Source organism: Bacillus sp. MAG717A (assembly GCF_036884855.1).
In the GTDB taxonomy this organism is placed as follows: domain Bacteria; phylum Bacillota; class Bacilli; order Bacillales; family Bacillaceae; genus Bacillus; species Bacillus safensis.
In genome coordinates this window covers 414,981-435,186 of sequence record NZ_CP145733.1, presented here as the reverse complement: position 1 = coordinate 435,186, position 20,206 = coordinate 414,981, and the positions used below count along the sequence as shown (strand labels likewise).

Annotated in this window: 17 protein-coding genes and 2 pseudogenes; 15 read left to right on the top strand and 4 right to left on the bottom strand. The window is 40.5% G+C overall.

Annotated features, from left to right (window positions below):
* The first annotated feature begins 214 nt into the window (after positions 1–214).
* The 5 genes and pseudogenes from V6Z54_RS02315 (at position 215) to V6Z54_RS02295 (ending at position 3,038) form a co-directional block, all read left to right on the top strand.
* A complete protein-coding gene (locus tag V6Z54_RS02315) occupies positions 215–793 on the top strand; it encodes a competence protein ComK (protein WP_041089706.1) in 579 nt (192 codons plus the stop codon).
* A gap of 25 nt (positions 794–818) precedes the next feature.
* Positions 819–1,001, top strand: a pseudogene (locus V6Z54_RS02310) (hypothetical protein); the annotation flags it as partial.
* A 34-nt stretch (positions 1,002–1,035) separates the two neighbouring features.
* Positions 1,036–1,374: pseudogene (locus tag V6Z54_RS02305) on the top strand (cupin domain-containing protein); the annotation flags it as partial.
* 118 nt (positions 1,375–1,492) lie between these two features.
* The gene (locus V6Z54_RS02300) at positions 1,493–2,389 is read left to right on the top strand and encodes a nuclease-related domain-containing protein (protein ID WP_075611179.1); all 897 of its coding nucleotides are present in this window, start codon (positions 1,493–1,495) and stop codon (positions 2,387–2,389) included.
* Positions 2,390–2,555: 166 nt separating this feature from the next.
* Entirely contained in the window at positions 2,556–3,038 is a 483-nt protein-coding gene (locus tag V6Z54_RS02295) for a hypothetical protein (RefSeq protein ID WP_039177626.1), read from the top strand.
* A gap of 31 nt (positions 3,039–3,069) precedes the next feature.
* Here the strand turns inward: V6Z54_RS02295 and V6Z54_RS02290 are convergent, their stop codons facing one another.
* Positions 3,070–4,509 (bottom strand): PLP-dependent aminotransferase family protein, encoded by a 1,440-nt coding sequence (locus V6Z54_RS02290; protein WP_338527660.1) that lies wholly within the window; start codon positions 4,507–4,509, stop codon positions 3,070–3,072.
* 145 nt (positions 4,510–4,654) lie between these two features.
* Between V6Z54_RS02290 and V6Z54_RS02285 the strand changes: the two genes are divergently transcribed.
* From V6Z54_RS02285 to V6Z54_RS02275, 3 genes are all read left to right on the top strand, one after another.
* Positions 4,655–5,824 (top strand): MFS transporter, encoded by a 1,170-nt coding sequence (locus V6Z54_RS02285; protein ID WP_338527659.1) that lies wholly within the window; start codon positions 4,655–4,657, stop codon positions 5,822–5,824.
* A gap of 65 nt (positions 5,825–5,889) precedes the next feature.
* On the top strand, positions 5,890–6,168 hold the full coding sequence (locus V6Z54_RS02280) for a barstar family protein (protein WP_075612369.1): 279 nt from the start codon (positions 5,890–5,892) through the stop codon (positions 6,166–6,168).
* 176 nt (positions 6,169–6,344) lie between these two features.
* The gene (locus V6Z54_RS02275; RefSeq protein ID WP_075611182.1) at positions 6,345–7,301 is read left to right on the top strand and encodes an LCP family protein; all 957 of its coding nucleotides are present in this window, start codon (positions 6,345–6,347) and stop codon (positions 7,299–7,301) included.
* A gap of 62 nt (positions 7,302–7,363) precedes the next feature.
* Here the strand turns inward: V6Z54_RS02275 and V6Z54_RS02270 are convergent, their stop codons facing one another.
* Positions 7,364–7,732, bottom strand: a complete 369-nt coding sequence (locus tag V6Z54_RS02270) for a hypothetical protein (protein ID WP_059374641.1) — start codon at positions 7,730–7,732, stop codon at positions 7,364–7,366.
* 157 nt (positions 7,733–7,889) lie between these two features.
* Here V6Z54_RS02270 and V6Z54_RS02265 point away from each other — a divergent pair, with 157 nt between their 5' ends.
* Both V6Z54_RS02265 and lepB read left to right on the top strand, forming a co-directional pair.
* A complete protein-coding gene (locus tag V6Z54_RS02265) occupies positions 7,890–8,507 on the top strand; it encodes a TVP38/TMEM64 family protein (protein WP_024425492.1) in 618 nt (205 codons plus the stop codon).
* Positions 8,507–9,019, top strand: coding sequence for a signal peptidase I (lepB, locus tag V6Z54_RS02260; RefSeq protein WP_041089716.1), 513 nt, complete (start codon positions 8,507–8,509; stop codon positions 9,017–9,019). The genes V6Z54_RS02265 and lepB overlap by 1 nt, the downstream gene beginning before the upstream one ends.
* Before the next feature lie 39 nt (positions 9,020–9,058).
* Here the strand turns inward: lepB and V6Z54_RS02255 are convergent, their stop codons facing one another.
* A complete protein-coding gene (locus tag V6Z54_RS02255; protein WP_073979212.1) occupies positions 9,059–10,204 on the bottom strand; it encodes an AbrB family transcriptional regulator in 1,146 nt (381 codons plus the stop codon).
* Between the two features lie 266 nt (positions 10,205–10,470).
* Here V6Z54_RS02255 and V6Z54_RS02250 point away from each other — a divergent pair, with 266 nt between their 5' ends.
* From V6Z54_RS02250 to V6Z54_RS02240, 3 genes are read left to right on the top strand one after another with little or no spacing between them, the layout of a single operon-like run.
* Positions 10,471–10,893: a BlaI/MecI/CopY family transcriptional regulator gene (locus tag V6Z54_RS02250; RefSeq protein ID WP_024425495.1), complete on the top strand. Its 423-nt coding sequence runs from the start codon at positions 10,471–10,473 to the stop codon at positions 10,891–10,893.
* Entirely contained in the window at positions 10,886–11,725 is an 840-nt protein-coding gene (locus tag V6Z54_RS02245) for a M56 family metallopeptidase (RefSeq protein ID WP_338527658.1), read from the top strand. The genes V6Z54_RS02250 and V6Z54_RS02245 overlap by 8 nt, the downstream gene beginning before the upstream one ends.
* Positions 11,726–11,781: 56 nt before the next feature.
* Complete coding sequence (locus V6Z54_RS02240; RefSeq protein ID WP_039177642.1) at positions 11,782–12,192, top strand: DoxX family protein; 411 nt, start codon at positions 11,782–11,784, stop codon at positions 12,190–12,192.
* 198 nt (positions 12,193–12,390) lie between these two features.
* Here the strand turns inward: V6Z54_RS02240 and V6Z54_RS02235 are convergent, their stop codons facing one another.
* Positions 12,391–12,837: a ferritin-like domain-containing protein gene (locus V6Z54_RS02235; RefSeq protein WP_338527657.1), complete on the bottom strand. Its 447-nt coding sequence runs from the start codon at positions 12,835–12,837 to the stop codon at positions 12,391–12,393.
* Between the two features lie 152 nt (positions 12,838–12,989).
* On the opposite strand from V6Z54_RS02235, the gene addB reads away from it, so the two are divergent.
* Both addB and addA read left to right on the top strand, forming a co-directional pair.
* The gene (gene addB / locus V6Z54_RS02230) at positions 12,990–16,499 is read left to right on the top strand and encodes a helicase-exonuclease AddAB subunit AddB (RefSeq protein ID WP_338527656.1); all 3,510 of its coding nucleotides are present in this window, start codon (positions 12,990–12,992) and stop codon (positions 16,497–16,499) included.
* Positions 16,477–20,181 carry a helicase-exonuclease AddAB subunit AddA gene (addA, locus tag V6Z54_RS02225; RefSeq protein ID WP_338527655.1) on the top strand — a complete coding sequence of 1,235 codons (3,705 nt, stop codon included), beginning with the start codon at positions 16,477–16,479 and terminating at the stop codon, positions 20,179–20,181. Before addB ends, addA begins: the two co-directional genes overlap by 23 nt.
* Positions 20,182–20,206 lie beyond the last annotated feature (25 nt).

The window sequence follows — 20,206 nt, the reverse complement described above, 5'->3', positions numbered from 1 at the left end:
ACAATTTATTTTTGAGCAGAATCGACATCACTTGTCCAATCGACAGTATGTGATATATCTTTAAAAAAAAGCTTTTCGATAGATCGAATGGACTAAAAAATATGATAAAAAGATGATTTTTAATAAATTTTGAAAAAATCCTGTCGTTTCTTATATGTTGGTGATAGATTAATAGTATCTTAAATAACCAAATATTAACACAGGAGGAAATGAAGTGTCAGGAATTAGTGAAACACCTTTAGATTCATACGTCATTAATCAAACAACAATGGCGGTCCTTTCAGTTGAAGAAGGAAAAAGAGTATATTCAAAAGTCATAGAAAGAGAGACAAGCTTTTACGTTGAATTAAAGCCCCTGCAAATTATTGAACGCAGCTGCAGATTCTTCGGCTCAAGCTATGCAGGCAGAAAGGCGGGAACATATGAAGTAACAGGAATTTCTCACAAGCCTCCAATTGTAATTGACTCATCCAATCATCTGTATTTCTTCCCAACTTATTCATCCAACCGTCCTCAGTGCGGCTGGATCTCCCACAAATACATTCATACCTTCCAGGAATCATCCCTCGGAGACACGGTGGTCACCTTTACAAATGAGCAAACCGTCAAACTTGATGTCTCTTATAAATCATTTGAGAGTCAGGTGCACCGGACAGCATATCTCCGAACGAAATTTCAAGATCGTCTTGATGGAGGTCTGCCTAAGAAACAAGAATTTATGCTGTATCCAAAGGAACAGCAGCTCAATCTCGTATACGATTTTATATTAAGGGAGCTTCGTAACAGATATTAATCAAAAACCAGCGGCAGAGCAGCCGCTGGAACTCTTAACTAGCGCATATTATTCATTCTTGCAGATGCTGCAATATGCGGATCGTCAGCAAGTCAAAATGTGTTCTCATACGAAAACACCTAAAACACCTACTTTTGCGAAGATGCAGGAGATGGCAGGTGCATTTGGCATTACCGCAGCGAAAGCAGGTGAAGCTGAGGTGATGGCAATTGAGTGCCACAAGTTGAAATTCACTCATTTAAAAAGACAGACTCAAAACATTTACTGAACACTGGTCACCGAAGGTCATTGCAAAAATGAATAATGTGTAATTTAAGCTTGTGAAAATTAAGGCGGTTTCGGTTGGCATCATTATGACGACACGGATGAAGTATTCTCGTCATTGAAGGTCAGGAGGAAATTGAGTTCAGAGATGGCAAGATCGAACTGAAAGCAGGAGAAATGTACGTGATCCCAAAAGAAAAAGAACATAAACCATACCGAAAGAAGAGTGACATGCAATGCTCGTTGAGCCGCCGGTAGTCGTCAACACAGGAAATACCTCGACTGGGCTGTCAGCAGAAAATGTTGTATGGGTTTAATGCAATGCAACCAGGCGCCAAAAGGGGGTCTTTTTTTGTTCGACAAATTCTGCAAAAGTCGAAAAAAATATAAAAAATGCCGATGGTAATAATAGGGATAAAATGGAGGGGGATGTACATGAAGATTTTTGTGATTATGCTCATGATAATTCTTGTTGGAGCTTGTTTACATTTATCAAGAAAAATAAAACAAAACAAGTTATTGTTTAATGATCAATTACAACAAGTTTTAAAAGTAAGCGAAGAACAAACTGCAGCAATGGAAGATATAATTTATGAGAAAGAAAGGTCAATTAAAGAACTTGAACAAGCAAAAAAAATAGAAGCGAAATTCCAAAGAAATAAAGGGGAAGTTATAACGCATCATTTATTATTAAAAATTAAACAAAGTTTAGTAAATGAAGGGCGTATTACGCATGATCAAATGATGATTATGGGAAATGAATTCGTGCCAGATAGTAGAGGCAAGATATTAGGAGCGAGACAAATTGACCATCTTGTCTTGTTACCTACAGGTGTTTATATCATCGAAACAAAACATTGGAGAGGAAAAATTTTATATGATTATACTAAAAATGATTTGGGGGAGTTCAGTTATTTATTCGATATGATGTTTCCAGAGGTAGAAGATCATCATAAGAAAACGCTAGTGATTAGAAACTCAAAAAATCCATTTTCTGAAGACAGTTCGAAGGATGCAGCATTAGAAATTCTATCTTATGGTGATCCAGCACTGCAAGTAAGAAGCACAGCCCAAACACTACAAACATTTCTGAAGGACAAGGTTCCGAGTGTACAATGGGTAAAAGGGATTCTATACTTCGGATATAAGCAAGATCAAATAAACTCTGTACATAAAAAAAACACCGACAATGAAAACCCTCTTGTAATATGTAATGAAAAGGAGTTAGGAGCGTTTTTTCAAGAAGAATTGAAAAAACCTGAAAAACTGTCGCAATACGATATACTTAAGATTACACAATTAATTAGAAACGTTAATGATCTATCATCTTAAAGTTTTTTAAAATGATAAAGTGAAACTATTTAACATAAATCACAGAAGTGACACGAGTCGTCTGTTACAATAAAAGAAATCATTTTTTGCGAAGTATTCTTATGTAGTAAAGGATGCTTATATTTGACCGATATGAACGAATGGGATGAAGAAATGGAGGCTCTGTATGAAAAAACAATCACATTTGGTGCTGCTATTTATCCTAACAGTGACATTACTAGCAGCCTGTCAGCAAGCAGGTCAATCGCCTTCAAAACAAGACGCAAAAGAAGCTGCTTATGAACAATGGGTTCAATCTTATATGGATGAGTTAAATGAATCATATGAAAAGATGACCGATCAGTTTATCTCAGATGGACATGGAAAGATTCAAACAAATAAAAAATTGACAGAAGCGACGAAAGCATTTGATCGTGTGATTCAAAAAGGGCTTGATCATCAAGAAGTTCCAGCCGCTTATCAAAAGGCCGATCAACAATTAAAGACAGGCCTTGCTTCATTTGAAAAAGGGGTTAGTAAGGTGGAGAAGCTCTTGAAGCATCCCGATCAAGAAAAGCTGTTTATATCCGCTACCCATCATTTTCAGGATGGCTTGCAGCAGACAGCCGCATTTATTGAAGAAGTAGGTCAGATTCAGCAATCATCCTAAAAAAGCTTGGAAGGTTTACTTCCAGGCTTTTTTAGATGTGAATTATTTTCTTTAAACGGCGAACGCCCTCTTGAATCATGCTTTCGTCCGTACAGGCGAATCCTAGTAGTAATCCCTTTCGATTACTTTCAAAACAATAAGGACTTAATGGATAAATGCCAACGCCAGCTGCCTTTGCTGCTTCAATGCTTCCTTTTTCATCAAAGTCTGGTGCTCCTTCTAAAAAGACATGAAGGCCCGTATCGGTTCCATAGATATGAAAGTGTTTGTCAAATTGATGTGCCAAAAGGGCTTCCATCATGGCCGCCTGTCTTTTTTTATACAGCTGTCTCATTCGCCTGACATACCGCGTGAATTCTCCTTCTTTGAAAAAAGAAGCGAGTGTGATTTGTTCCATAATGGGCAGCTGTCTTTGAATGAGTGATTGCAGTGCGGCAATTTCTTTTATGACTGCTTTGGTACCGATAATGGCAGCAAGCCGGATGCCAGGCGCCAGCACCTTTGAGAAGCTTAAGATGTAAATCACATGCTCGGGTGCTTCTGAAAATAGGGAAGGGAGCGGCCCGCCATGGTAACGATAATCTCCATCAAAATCATCCTCTAATATATAAGACTGATGGCTGACAGCAAACTTTAGCAGCTGCTGCCTTCTGTTTACACTCATACATACTCCAGTTGGACGCTGATGGGAGGGCGTCACAGCAATCAGTTTTGTTTGCTGGGGCAATGTATTCAACACCATTCCTTCTTCATCAACTGGTGCGGGGTGAATGTTCATTTCGCGATGCATAAACGACAGCCTTGCCCCAGGGAAACCTGGATCTTCAACAGCTACTGTATCCCCTTTTTCAAGCAATACCTGTGAAATCAAATCAATGGCTTGCTGCGTGCCACCTGTTAACACCATTTGATCTTCTTCTACTTCAATCCCGCGCTCAACAGATAAATATTGGCGTATTTCTGAACGCACTTCCCATAATCCATGCGGGGAGGAATAGCCCCAATTCTTCATATCTAACCGCTGTAATGCTTTCATGAGCGAGCGTTTCCATATGTTTTGAAAGTGGTCATCGATCGCCGGTTCCTGATGACGAAAATCAATATCGAGCTTCTCATGAAATTGATTGGCTGACAGCCAATGATCCATTTGTTTTTCGGCTTCTTCAAAGTGAGGTCTTGTCGGAGGTGGGAAAGGTGGTTCACTTTGATGGGGAGTGGAAGCTGTATATTGATCACTTGAAATGACCTTTGTACCGCCTCTTCTAGATGTGCTGACGTAGCCTCTTGCCAGCAGCTCATCGTAGGCAAGCTGGACGGTTGATCTTGATACATTAAGCTCCTGTGCGAGCACTCTTGTCGGTGTTAACTGAACGTCGGGATGCAGTTTTTGTGAATGAATTTTTTGAATGATCTCATTTACGATTTGCTGCCAGAGCGGGGTAGCGCTTGAACGGTCTAAATGAATATACATCGTGCACCTTCTCTCGTTTTCACATCATAAGATGATGATGACACGGAATTATGGACTGGTCAATAGTGCCGTTTTTGGATGTAGGAAGTAAGCCAAATGGTGTGTACACTGTTCTCATATGCAATGACATAGAGGAGAGAGTCAAATGATCCCAGCATCCAAAGAAGAAACGGCACACTTATCCATGATCCCGTTTATTTTCGTTTTACTTGGTCTTTTTATGATTACGATTGCTGTGAATCTGCAAGTGCCCCTTTATACGGAATATGCAGAACAAGCAGGGTACGGAAAGGCGGCAACAGCACTTGTATTTGCCGCGTATGTCTTCGGTCTCATTCCAGTTTTGCTTTTTCTTGGCGGTATTTCTGACCGGGCTGGACGCAAACCGATTTTATTGGTTGCGCTTAGCTTTTCATTATGTGCCACTTTGTTGATGATTGTACATCCTTCCATACAGATGCTTTTTGCTGCCCGGCTGCTGCAAGGTGTCGGTCTTGGTCTTAGCGTTGGAACATGCACCGCATATTTGATTGCTTTATATCCTGAGAAATCAAGCTGGATTCCAACTTTTATTGCATTATGCAGTTCGATTGGATTTGGGGGCGGTGCTCTTTTTACAGCACTTCTTTCTTTTCAGCGTGTGTCGCTCACGCCGCTTAGCTATTGGATTGTGCTGGCCTTTTTATTCTTAACTATTGTGGGTGTCTTCTTTTTCGTGCCGCCTGTCCAAGGAGATTCTGGTAAACCGATGATGAATATGCCAAGATTTCCAAAAGGAACAATGCCGGCGAATGCAGCCATTGCTATCGCGTGGTCGGTGTGCGGCCTTGTCATTTCAATTTTGCCAGCACAGCTTAAATTAAATGGTTATGAATTGTGGGTAGGACCGGCGCTCTTTTTGATTAATATGGCAGGTGTCCTGATGCAGCCCTTTGTGCGCAAGATGAATAGCAGCACAGCGCTTCTTTTGGGGTTTATCTGTCTTCCATGCGGATATGGCCTCTTGCTATACGGTGCAAACAGCGGATCTATCTTCCTTGTGCTTGCCGGAACGATGCTGGCGGGTACTGCCTGCTATGGATTTACTTATTTAGGTGGACTTCAGCTCATTGTTGAGCGGGGGAAAAAAGAGGCGGCTAGAGCCGTTGCAGGCTATTACTTGTTTGCTTATTTAGGTCTTGGTATTCCAAGTGTGTTTGTTGGCCTCTTCGCTGATATTTACGGTACTCAGATCGTATTAACCCTCTTTTTCTTGCTCGTTTTGGCTGCCTGCCTCATTCTATTGATCTCAGCTGTCAGACAGAAACAAAAGTAAGGTGTCCGTCTTTCTCTTTCTCTTCCAATTCGTTTAAAATATAGAGAGGAGAGGGGAAGATGAACATGAAAAAAGTAAAGCTTGACGGCGTAGTGTGCAGGTCGCAAGAAGAGCTTCATGACCAGCTAAAAACCATTTTACACCTTCCTGATTATTACGGGAAAAACCTTGATGCTCTTTGGGACTGTTTGACAGGCGAGGTGACTCTTCCAGTAGAACTGACATGGGTGAATTTTCAAAAGAGCAAAGACGCTCTTGGTGATTATGCTGAGAGCTTGCGTCAGTTATTTCAAGAAGCAGAAGAAGAACTGAAGGGACAATTTCAATTTGATATTCAATCATGATGGAAAAAGCAGCCGCTTCCGCAGGCTGTTTTTTGATTTAAATTTGTATAGGTGAGCTGTCTGAAGTTTAAGATTGTGGATTCATAAAAATATGTTGCATGAAGGAAACTTTCATCAAAATATGTTATAGTGGGACCTACATTAATAGACTAAGATAGAGTGAGGGTTCGGAAAGGATGGAGGAAAAAACAAGATCAAAAAGAAGGCTGAGACCTTGGGTGAAAGCCGTGCTGTTTATGATGGCATTTGTCATGGTGATGGCAGTGTCCGTGACTGGATACGCATATTATAAAATTTCAAAAGCGTCGAATAAGGCGCAAGTATCATTAGAAAGAGGAGACACCTCGCAAAAGCGTGTGAAAGCTTTTGATCCAGGAAAGGACAGCTTTTCGGTGCTGCTGCTTGGAATTGACAGCCGTCCAGGTGAAACGGTAGACGAAGCAAGAAGTGATGCGGTCTTACTGGCGGCGGTGAACCGAACAGACAAAACCATTAAGCTTCTCAGTATTCCTCGTGATTCTTATGTGGATATACCGGGAAGAGGATATGATAAAATTGCTCACGCCCATGCGTTTGGGAGTGCAGATTTGTCAGTCAAAACGGTCGAAAACTTGTTGAACATTCCTGTAGACTATGTGATTTCAGGTAACTTTAAGGCATTTCAAGACATTGTGGATGAGCTAAACGGAATTGATGTAACGATTGAAGATGAAAGCATCGTAAAACAGATGGAAAAGGATTCAAAAGGAAAAGTTCAAGTGCAGACAGGCACTCATAGACTGAATGGCGAAGAAGCTCTAGCCTTTGTGAGAACGAGAAAAGCAGACAGTGATCTCATGCGCGGAAAGCGCCAAATGGAAGCACTTCAAGCCATCTTTGAAAAATCTAAATCGATTTCTTCGATTCCTTCATACGACAACATCATTGATACGCTTGGTGATAATGTCTCAACCAATCTTTCCATGAAACAGTTCATCGGTCTTTTTCCATTACTGAGCTCATTGAAATCAGTAGATACCATTCAGCTAAAGGGACATGATTATCAGCCTGGGAATGTGTATTATTTTGAGTTAGATGGACCAGGATTAAACGAAGTGAGAACAGAGCTGAGAAAACAGCTTGAATTATCATAAATAAGTAGGAGCCTGCCGCCGAAGCAGGCTTTTTTTGCATGGGTACCGCGCAACATTTCAGCCTATAGTTCATTTGTTTGTTGGAGAAAATATCGAGTCAGCAGTTCCTCTACCCGGTGACGTATACGCGGATTAAAGTATTTATGCTTTTCTTCATAGCCATTTATGATAAATAGATACGTTGTAAATCCCTCATCGTGTTCAATTTGCTGTACTTTCATACTTTCTTTACGTAAATGCTGCTTCAGTTCATAAAGTGCTTTCTGTGCTTCCTTTAACACAGAGGTCACAAGCTGAATGTATGGTTCATTTAATTTAAATGTTTGATGTTGTTTTAAGTGTGTCAGATCACGATTGAGGATGGAGATGACCATAGGAAGAAAGATGGCCTGTTCCATCATTTGAAGCTGTACTCTTGATAGTCTCGTCATGTCCAAGCCTGCTTTCTTTATAAATAGAACAAATGTTCTTGTTTATTATATCGAATGAGTCAAAAAATCTCAAGGGGGGCGAGTGGGATTTATTTGTATATTTTTATGTTTTCCATGTAAAATGAAATGTAGACAAACCTTGAAGGAGTCAAACAAGTTGACATCATTTCTTTCTCTATTTACTCATGAAAATATCACATCATTTTTTGAAAGCTACAAGGCCTTTGGACCAATTGTCGCTATCTTGCTTCCTCTGATTGAAGCATTTCTCCCTTTTTTACCACTCGTGGCGTTTGCGGTGGCAAATGCAAATGCATTCGGCCTTTGGGAAGGCTTTTTATTAACCTGGATCGGTGCAAGTGCAGGTTCTATTCTTGTCTTTTTACTGATCAGAAAATTTGGACAGATGAGAATGCTGAACTTTATTAGCAGACACCCTTCCATTAAGAAATTAATGCTTTGGGTAGAGAAACGGGGATTTGGTCCGTTATTTATTTTACTCTGCTTTCCTTTTACACCTTCTGCTGCCGTCAATGTGGTCGCGGGCTTATCAAGAATTAGCATGTGGCAATTTTCATTAGCTGCTTTAGCTGGTAAGTGTGTCATGCTCTTTATCATTAGTTTTATTGGTTATGACCTTTCTGCTTTAGTAAAGAATCCGTTAAGAAGTGTGTTTGCAGTTCTAGTTATCGTTTTATTGTGGTATGTTGGAAAGAGAGTAGAAAATAGGTTGAACATTCGAATGAGCAAGCGTGAGGACAAAGGAGGCTCTTAATGAAAAAGAAGCCATTGCTATGGTTGATGATCATTACATGCATCGTCTTATTGTTCCAGGTAAAGAATTTCCTGTTTGTGAAGTATAAAGTAGAAGGGGTTAGTATGGACCCCACATTTACAGATGGAACAGAATTATTAATCAACAAGTTCTCGCCAAAACTCACGAAAATTAGCCGGTTTGATTATGTGTTATTTCACGGGCCCAAAAATCAAATTTTGATCAAACGGGTCATTGGGCTCCCGGGAGAATCGATCAAGTATGTCGATGATCAGTTATTTGTCAATGGGGCAAAATGGAAAGAACCCTATTTAAAAGAGCAGAAAAAACATAAAATGGGGAATGTCCTGACAGGAGATTTTCAGCTGAAAGCCATCACAGGACATGATAAAATCAAAAAAAACCATTACTTCGTGATCGGAGATAACCGAATACATAGCTTCGACAGCCGGCATTTTGGAACGATTTCAAAGGATCAAGTAGTTGGTGTCAAAAGAAATAAGGATGAATAAAAAAGAGGCGCTCTGCACATGTGCAAAGCGCCTCTTTTTTTATTTTGCGGCTTTATATTCAGGATGTCTTTTTGCCCAGACATGATGTAAGAATCGAAAAAACGGTGGCAGCATAGCTATGACAAGAATGATTCTAACGACTTGTACAGCTACTACAAAGGTTGAGTCCTCATGGAGTGTGACTGCTGTTGTTGCCATTTCTGCAATACCGCCAGGCGAAAAGGCAAGAATGGCTGTAATGACAGAAATCCCTGTGACCTCAGCAATGGCAATTGAACTGAGAACCGTTGCAGCAATCAGTCCAGCTGAGCTGACGACAGCTACAATTAACGTATTTTTAAGCCCGACAAACATCTGTTTATTCATTTTTGAACCGATGGTTGCACCTAGAAATACCTGTGATGCGATATTCGCTTGTGCTGGCCAATAAGGAATCAAATCATGACCTATGAGCGCACCTGCACCTACTTGAAGAGCTGCAACTCCTAACATGCTGCCAATCAGCCAAGGAGCAGGGAAATGAAGACGAACCGCCAGGCGTGACATAAGCCAGGCACCTAAAATAAGTGCAGCAGTCCACGAGATATTTGACAGGGTGAAAACGCCGGATGAAAAGGCGCTCCCTTGAACGCCTGCAGCTGCATCCGCTGGATTTTTTGTATTTAAATAGAACACCGTAAATGGGATGGTGAGTACCACCATTAATACACGTGTTGTTTGTACGAGACTGACAACGGCTGTATTTGCTCCAACCTCTTGGGCAATCCCTGGCATAGCAGATAAACCGCCTGGTGCTGTTCCGACAAAGCTGGTCAGCATATCTGTTTTACTCAGCTTCCATAAGGCAAAGCCAGAGAGCATCGCCAGTAGAATAGAAAAAACGAGCATGAAACTCACAGGGAGCCAATGTTCAGCGAAAATATGAAGAACTTTCATGTTCATTTTCTGTCCGAGTTCGATTCCGAGAATAAATTGACCAAGGAGTAGCCATCTGCTGTGAATACGCAAGGTGTTGTTTCCTTTACGCTGAAACAGGGGGGGACGTCGCATGGCAATAAATGCAGCTGTGATTAATGTACCGATCATCCAGCCAATAGACATTCCTGTTAAAGACAAAAGAAATCCACCTAAACCGCTTATTGCGATCAAAATGAGATCGGTTCGAAGGCTCTTTCCTTGTTTCATCACATGTAAACCTTCTTCCTATAAATTTGTTCAGTAAGTGAAATGTTGTTATCTTCACTATAATACAAAAGTCTCTATAAATAAAATACGAATTTTTTTACCATTTTCATAAGATTATCTTATCGTGAATCTTACCACTTATTTAAATAAATAGGGATATAATTTTTACCTAAAAGAAAGGTAATATACAACGATTTTCCCCTATTTTTGTTATCAGTTGACTATCATTTTCAATTGCACTACAATGCTTAGTGTGAGGTGATAACATGAAAATTCCTTCTTTTAAATATAATGAAAAGGGATTGAATCGTTTTTTTGGTCCTTTAGAGGGAAGAATTATGGAGATCCTTTATCAAGGTGAGGATATGCCGATTAAGGAAGTGCAGCAGAAGCTGTCAGATGAAAAGCCGATTAATTTCAACACGGTGATGACTGTGCTGAACCGCTTAACCGAAAAGGGAATTGTGGAGAAGAAAACAAAAGGGCGTTCCTCTATTTATAATCCCATTTTAACAAAAGAAGAATTTCTAAATGAGCAGACAAAATGGATTACGCAAGGGCTGATGGACGATTTTGGGCCACTGGCAGTGAATCATATGGTGGATGCAATTGAAAGTGCTGACCCTGAATTACTCAAAGTGCTTGAAGCAAGGCTGGCATCCAAAAAAGAGGAGCAGCAAAATGAATAAAATGAAATCGAGCCTGCTATTTTTAGGCGGTATTTTGATTGGTTTAACGATTTTTTATCAGATGGGGTATTACGTGCTTTCAAGCTTTTTTGGCTGGAATCAAGCATATAATCTCATTCATGTATGCCAATCTGTTCTCGAATTCTATGGATTCACTCCTTTAAAATATTTTCTAGATGCTTTAGTCCTCTACACATTGGGATTTGCGATTTTCTATATGACGAAGCAAATCAAAACGTACATTCAATTCAAGCAAAAACTGATGCTTGCAGTCGATGACCAGTCGACCGAATATTTATCTGAGAAATATACAAACGACATTATTGTGTTTCATTGTCATGAACCGCTTGCTTTTGCCATGGGGATGCTTCATCCAAAGGTCTACTTATCAACGTCTCTCACGGACATGCTGGATGAAGAGGAAATTGACGCTGTTGTTCATCATGAATTGCACCACAAATACAGCTATGATCCTTTAAAGGCCTTCACATTCTCAATGCTCACAAAAGTTATTTGGTACATTCCAGTGTTAAAGCATATGAGACAAAGCTATTCCGTTTTTCGTGAAGTGATCGCAGATGACTATGCGATTCGGCAGACAGGCACTGAGCTTGGAGTAGGGCAAGCCCTTTTGAAACTCATTAAAAAGAGAACTCAGTTTCAAAAACAAACGAAGTTTGCAGTATCTTTTGGAGATCGGGCATTGAATTTAAGAATACAAAAGATCTTAAATCCAACATACAATATTCCTTTCAATGTACCCATTATTCCCATTGTCACATCAACCATTCTCATGGTGGTCTTAATGATTATGCTTAATCTAAATTACTAATTTTTTTACTTATTAACATTACATTATGTAGTGTAAAAACAGGAGGAAATCACTATATGAAAACGAATCAAGAAATAGGAACACTTTTCGTACGTGTTATTTTAGGTTTGATCTTCTTTCTACACGGACTTCAGGCATATCAAGGAGGTCTGGGAGGAACAGCGGCATTCTTTGGACAAATCGGTATACCGGAATTTATGGCCTATATTGTAAAGACAATTGAGCTGGTCGGTGGTATCGCCTTGATTTTAGGTCTAGGAACACGTATTTTCGCAGCGCTATTTGTACCAATTATGGCTGTGGCGATTATGACGGTTGGTTTTTCTAAAGGATTTGTTGGCGGTTATGAATTTGAACTATCGCTGCTTGTCATGGCGCTTTATTTAACACTTAGCGGCAGTAAGATGCTGTCCATTGATGGGCTGCTAAAACATCAGCAGCAAAGCAATGAAGCAAAATTTCATTAAACGATCATGAAAAAAACTCCTTCTGCTATGTGTGGCAGAGGAGTTTTTTTATTTATCAAATTGTCATTTTCACGTTTGAAAAAGGGAAAGAGGTGAGAGGTTTGCTGAAAATAGTTCTTTATTTTATAGATTGAATGAACAAAAAGACGATTTCATTTTTTTGACGGAACATACGATCTCCTATTAAAATAGGACTATCTAAGACACATGGTGCGTTAAAAGATATAAAAACCATACAGCATGCTGCTGTTCATCTTGAGCAATACGTTTCATCAGCTCTTTTGTTCCTTGATCCCGGACATAATCTGATATCGTTAAGTAAAAATCGACCGTTTTTTGTTCATCTTTAAATGCGAAATGAAGCCCTTCTCTAAATTGATCTGGACAAGGTTCTGTTACGCTTGGTTTGTGGTTTTTACCTGTTAAAGAATAATATAGCTTTGTAAATAGTTGATAGTGTCTGACTTCATCCTGGCGTATTTCTTGAATGATTTTTTTTGCCTCAGGAGTTTTTGCTCTTTGGGCAAGTTTTTCGTAGCATTGGATCGCAGAATATTCACCATTGATCGCTTTTTCAAGGTCTGAAATGATTCTTGTGTTTTGGCGCATGTCATATGGCGAGTAGTCATAATAACCGTAATACATGATATTGCCAGCCTCCTTTGAGTTCATGATGGTTTATGATATGAGAAGAATAAGGAAAGGTGCCTATATCTTTTTAGGAAGGAGAAGGGGAAAATAGCTATTTACTTTTATTTTCGCTAGAATATGAGTACATAAGAAAGGTGTTGTGGAGCGTGGAGATTCAGTTTTTAGCAGGCAGATCGGGGAGTGGAAAAACGACTGCAATCTTAGAGGAAATCAAAGAACAGCTTCGGCTAGATCCGCTAGGTCCGCCAATCATTTTTTTAGTCCCGGATCAAATGACATTCTTAATGGAATATGAGCTTGCAAAAACGTCTGAAGCTGGCGGGATGATCAGGGCCAAAGTATTTAGTTTCACGCGTCTTGCTTGGTCTATTTTACAGCAGACTGGCGGAGCGAACCGGCAATTTGTGACAAGCACAGGAATTCAAATGCTTTTAAGAAAAGTGATTGAAGAGGAGAAAGAAAAGTTTAAGGTATTCAAAAAAGCGAGTGATAAGCCGGGGTTTGTCGAGCAAATCGAAAAGACGATGGCTGAGTTCAAAAGATACTGCATGCTGCCGGAGGATATTGAAAAAATTTCATTATCGAGCATGCATTCAGAGTATACAGAAGAAAGGCGGGCAGGCGAAAAATTGCATGATCTGCATGTTCTTTATCAGCAGATGGAGCAGCATTTACAAGATGAATATGTGCACTCAGAAGACTATTTGACACTTCTCACGCAGCAAATTCCTTTATCTGAAGAAATAAAAGGAGCACACATTTATATAGATGGCTTTTATCAATTTACACCGCAGCAGCTTCTCGTTATTGAACAGCTTCTGCTTCATGCTGAGAAAATAACGGCTGCGTTCACAGTGGATCGTTCCTATCATGATAAGCAGCCAAATGAACTTGATTTATTTCGTATGACTGGTAAAACGTATTTCCAGCTCTATCAGCTTGCCAAAGAGTGCGGAGCGGCCATTTCCGAGCACATTTTGGAGAGAAATAACCGGCATCTTCATACGCCAGATCTTGCTTATTTAGAACGCCAATATGAGCAAAGACCGGTGCAGCCATATCAGGAAGTAACCCCTCATCTCACAGTGTCTAAAAGTGCGAGTAAACGAGCTGAAATTGAGGGAGTAGCGAGAGAAATTCTTCATTTAGTGAGAGAAGAAGGACTTAGACTGCGAGATATTTCAGTTGTCGCGCGGCATGTAGATGACTATAAAGATACGTTAAAAGAGGTTTTTCGAGATTACGATATTCCTTTTTTTATTGATGGAAATGAATCAATGCAGTATCATCCGCTCATTGAATTGATTCGTTCGAGCTTGGATGTCATTAAAGGAAACTGGCGGTATGAGGCCGTGTTTCGCTGCGTGAAAACAGAGTTCTTATTTCCGCTCGAGCTTGCCAAAAACAAAGCGAGAGAACAGGCAGATCAGCTTGAAAACTACTGTATTGCTTATGGTGTAAAAGGAGAACGCTGGACAAACGGCTCCCGTTTCCACTACAGACGATTCCAATCTTTAGATGAGGATTTTGGACAAACAGATCAAGAAATTGAAATGGAACAGATGCTGAATGATGTAAAGGAGTGGATTGCACCCCCGCTTTTCCAATTACAAAAAAGGCTGAAAAAAGCGCAAAAGGTAAAAGACATGGTGGAGGCAGTCTATGTCTTTTTAGAGGAAATACAAGTGCCGGATAAACTTGAAAAGGCTAGGCTGGAGGCAGAAGAAGCAGGTAGATTAGCTGAAGCCATGCAGCATGGACAAGTATGGGATGCTGTTATTCAATTAATGGATGAATTTGTTGAAATGCTCGGTGAGGAGGAGCTCTCATTTCCTTTATTCCAGCAGATGATGGATACAGGATTGGCCTCTTTAAAATTCGCTTTAATTCCGCCTTCACTCGACCAAGTATTTATCGGAAGTATGGATTTATCAAGAATGTATCAAGTGAAGTGTATGTTTATCATTGGGGTAAATGATGGCGTTATTCCCGCACGCCCTTCTGACGAAAGTGTTTTGTCTGAGGATGACAGGGAATGGTTAAAACGAGCAGGAGCAGAGCTGGCAGAGACAGGAAAGGAACGGCTGCTAGATGAGCAATTTTTAATTTACCAGGCGCTGTCGAGTCCATCTCGTCATTTGTATCTGTCTTATTCAGTGTCAGATGAAGAGGGGCGCTCTTTATTGCCTTCGACTCTTATCAAGTATTGTCAGGAGCTTATGCCAAATCATCAGCATGCTTTGTATGTGTTAGACCCGGAACAGCTGGATGACGAGGAGCAATTAAAATTTGTAGCGAATGAGCATGTCTCGTTATCGTATACTGTCTCGCAGCTGCAGCAATGGCTCAACCAATATCCCATCAGTGGTGTATGGTGGAGTGTTTATAATTATTTGATAAAGTCAACTCATCGTGATGTATCAAAAAACATATTGTCGAGTTTGTTTTTTACAAATCGAGCAAAGCGCTTAAAACCAAACGTCACAAAAGAACTTTACGGTGATCACATTCAAGGCAGTGTTTCAAGAATGGAGAAATTCAATGCGTGTGCATTTTCTCACTTTGCTTCCCACGGCTTAAAACTAAAGGACCGGCAATTTTATAAATTGGAAGCACCCGATATCGGCCAGCTGTTTCACTCGGCTTTAAAGCATATTTCAGATACGCTTGTTGAACAAAAAAAGGATTGGAAAAACTTAACGAAGGATGACTGTGTCAATTATTCAAGACATGCAATCGAACAGCTTGCTCCGCGTCTTCAAAAGGAAATCCTATTAAGCTCTAATAGGCATGCTTATATTAAAGAAAAACTCCAGAAAATCTTGATTCGGGTCTCTTCTATATTAAGTGAGCATGCAAGAGTGAGTGGATTTTCTCCCGTTGGACTTGAGTTAGGCTTTGGCGGCCAAGGACCTCTTCCGCCGTTTACTTTTCAATTGAAAAATGGCTGTACGATGGAGCTTGTCGGAAGAATTGACCGCGTAGATAAAGCAGAAGGTTCAAAAGGGCTGTTGTTGAGAATCGTCGACTACAAATCGAGTGAGAAAGGTCTTGATCTAGCAGAGGTATACTATGGGCTTGCCTTGCAAATGCTCACTTACTTAGATTTAACCATTACGTATTCGAAGGAATGGCTCGGTGTAGAAGCAACGCCAGCTGGCATTTTATATTTCCATATCCATGATCCGCTTATTCAAGCACCGATTCCGCTTGCAGAGGATGAAATTGAGCAGGAAATATTCAAGAAATTTAAAATGAAAGGTCTATTGCTTGAAGATGTAGAAGCGGTAAAGCTAATGGATCAAACGCTTGAATCAGGAAGATCACAAGTCATTCAAGCAGGTTTGAAAAAGGACGGATCTTTCCGTTCTGACTCTGCTGTTTTAAGTGAAGATCATTTCCATATACTCACACAGCACGTTCGGCGCACATTTGAAGAAGCAGGCGAAAGAATTACAAATGGTGAAGTTGCCATTAATCCATATAAATTGAAGGATCAAACACCATGTCGCTTTTGTTCATTTAAGTCTATTTGCCAATTTGATGAATCGATAGAGGATAATGAATTTAGAGTGCTTTCATCTGAAAAGGATGATGTTGTGATAGACCGGATCAAAAAAGAAGGGGATCAGTATGCAAATACCAAAACCGAATAACAGTACTTGGACGGATGACCAGTGGGAAGCCATCGTTTCAGAAGGACAAGATATTCTTGTTGCGGCGGCAGCAGGGTCAGGTAAAACAGCTGTTTTGGTTGAACGGCTGATTCGAAAAATGACCCGTCCAGAAGATCCAGTTGATGTGGATCGTCTGCTCGTTGTGACTTTCACAAATGCATCTGCGGCAGAGATGAAGCATCGGATCACAGAAGCACTTGAAAAGGAATTAGCGAAAAACCCCGGGTTCCTTCATATGAGAAGACAGCTGTCGCTCATGAATCGTGCCAATATTTCTACCTTGCACTCCTTTTGTTTGCAGGTTCTGCGCACCTTTTATTATGAAATTGACCTTGATCCAGGCTTCCGTTTGGCTGATCAAACAGAAGGAGAATTATTAGGAGATGAAGTGTTAGATGAACTGTTTGAGGATGAATATAAGGCTGGAAAGCCATCGTTCTTTGAACTGGTTGATCGCTATACTTCTGACCGTCATGATTTAGACTTGCAATGGCTTGTGAAGAGAATTTATGAGTTTTCCAGATCTCACCCTTCACCTGAGCAATGGATGAGGGCATTTCTTTCTCTTTATGATGTAGATGCTCAAACAAAAGTAGAACGATTACCGTTTTACCCATATATCAAAGAGGATCTTTCTCTCGTTTTTCGAAGCTGTCTCGAACTACTCGAACGAGCTCTCGCCCTATCAAAAGAACCGGGCGGCCCGGCACCGAGAGCAGAAAATTTTATAGATGATTTAGAGCAAGTCAATGAATTAATCAGGCACCAAAATGATTTTGAAAAGCTTTACGAGCTTTTGCCAAACATCAATTTTAAAAGGCTCAAAACATGTAAAGGGGACGAATATGACCCTGTGCTGTTAGAAAAAGCCACAGATGCACGCAATCAAGCAAAAAAACAATTAGAAAAACTTAAAGATGAATACTTTATGCGCAGTCCAGCCCAGCATTTGAAAAGCTTAGCTGAAATGAAGCCGGTGGTCGAAACACTTGTGGAGCTTGTCATCCAATTTGGACAGCGTTTCGAAAAAGCGAAGCAAGAAAAATCAATCGTGGACTTTTCGGATTTAGAGCATTATTGCTTACGCATTTTAGCAGAGCAGGATGCGGAAGGAAATTTGATCGAAACAGAAGCGGCCAAGTACTATCAACAGCAGTTTGAAGAAGTGCTCGTTGATGAATACCAAGATACAAACCTTGTACAAGAAACGATTTTAAAACTTGTATCTAAAGGGGAACATGCCGCAGACGGCAACCTGTTTATGGTTGGTGATGTAAAGCAGTCCATTTATCGCTTTAGACTGGCTGAGCCCATGCTCTTTTTAAACAAATATAAACAATTTACAACAGACGGCAAAGAAACAGGGAAGAGAATTGATTTAAATAAAAACTTCCGCAGCCGTTCAGATGTGTTAGACAGTACGAACTTTTTGTTCAAACAGCTGATGGGGGAAACAGTTGGAGAAATTGAATATGATGAACAAGCTGAATTAAAGCTTGGAGCGAGTTATCCAGAAAGCGAAGATACAACGACAGAAATGCTTCTTGTCCATTTAGATCAACAGGAAGCAGAAACTGACGAAGAGCGAGAAGAACTAGAGACCGTACAGCTTGAAGCGAGAGTCATTGCTAAAAAAATAAGACAATTGGTGGAGCAGCCATTTCAAGTGTACGATGCAAAACAGCAAATGACCCGTAACTTGCAGTATCGGGATATTGTGATTTTGCTTCGTTCTATGCCATGGGCTCCGCAAATGATGGAGGAATTGAAGAAACAGGGAATCCCTGTGTATGCGAATCTTTCTTCCGGTTATTTTGAAGCAACAGAGGTGTCTGTCATTCTTTCTCTGTTAAAAGTCATCGATAATCCATATCAGGATATCCCGCTTGCAGCTGTATTAAGATCACCACTTGTCCATTTAGACGAAAATGAAATGGCACTGATTCGCACGAGTGATAAAAAAGGCACTTATTATGATGCTGTGAAGGCATTTATGAGTGTGACTCATTCAGATCACCCTACATGCAAAAAACTAGAACGGTTTTTCAGGTTGCTGCGTAAATGGCGTGATTTCTCGATGAATCATTCAGTAGCGGAATTGATTTGGGAAGTATACCGCGATACGCAGTATCTAGATTACGTTGGCGGGATGCCTGGAGGCAAGCAGAGACAGGCGAATCTCCGCGCTCTTTATGATCGAGCGAAGCAGTATGAAAAAGCTGCCTTTAGAGGGCTGTTCCGTTTTCTTCGTTTTATCGAAAGAATGCAGGAGCGTGGAGATGATCTTGGTGCGGCAAAAACGTTCAGTGAAACAGAGGATGTTGTTCGCATGATGACGATTCACAGCAGTAAAGGGTTAGAATTTCCAATCGTCTTTACCGCAGGACTCGGCAGGAACTTTAATATGATGGACTTAAACCAGTCCTATTTACTTGATAAAGAGCTAGGCTTTGGAAGCAAGTATATCCATCCTGAGCTGAGAATTAGTTATGCAACATTACCGCTTGTAGCGATGAAAAAAAAGATGAGGAAAGAGCTGTTATCTGAAGAGCTGAGAGTTCTATATGTGGCGCTCACAAGAGCGAAGGAAAAATTATTTCTGGTCGGCTCTGTCAAAAATCAGGTGAAAGCATTAAGCAAATGGCAAAATGCTGCAACCGGAGAAGATTGGCTGCTCCCTGATTTTGAACGTTATCAATCGAAAACATACTTAGATTTTATTGGTCCTGCTCTCATCCGTCACCAAGCAATGTCATCTATTTTAGAAGAAACAGGTGATGTTGTTCTTTCGCATCCATCAGCATTCACAATCTCATTTACTCAAGCTTCCGATCTTCTAAAAGAAGATATGTCACTTGAAAAGGAGCAGCAAGACGAGGTGGTACAAGCTTTGATGGAGGGGCTGCCTGTTGAAGAATATGGTGATGCTGATGAGAAAGTAGCAGAGAGACTTTCATGGAGATACCCATATCTAGCGGCCTCACAAGTCGGCACAAAGCAGTCTGTTTCCGAGATAAAGAGAATGAAAGAAATACAGGATGAGTACAGTGTTCCTTCTTCTCTTCGAAAAGCTCGTGCCACGTTGTATGACCGGCCGGCTTTCATGAAGAAAAAAGCACTCACTGCCGCAGAGCAAGGCACCGCAATGCACACAGTCATGCAGCATATTGCGCTTCCTTTTGACGAGCCCTACGATGATTCACGTATACAGCAGCTGCTCGATTCCTTACAGCAGCGAGACTTGCTAACAAATGAGCAAGTCCAGTCAATTGATCAAGAAGGAATTGCAGCCTTCTTCTCTACTTCTATTGGTCAAAAGCTGCGAAAAGCGGATTGGGTGAAACGAGAAGTGTCATTTAGTATGGTGTTACCTGTTAAAGAGGTATACAGCCATATTGATGCAGAGGGGGAGCCTGTCCTTATTCAAGGGATGATTGACTGTTTATTTGAAACGGACGGAAAGCTATATTTACTAGATTATAAAACCGATAGAGTGCAAGGAAGATTTACAGGCGACCTTGAAGCAGCTGTGCCTATATTGAAAAAGCGCTATGAAACTCAAATAGCGTTATATGCAAAAGCAGTAGAACGTTTAACAAACAGAACATTAGAGGAGAAAATTCTTTATTTCTTTGATGGGAATATAGAAATTTCATTATAAATGTTTCGGAATGAGAGGTGAATCA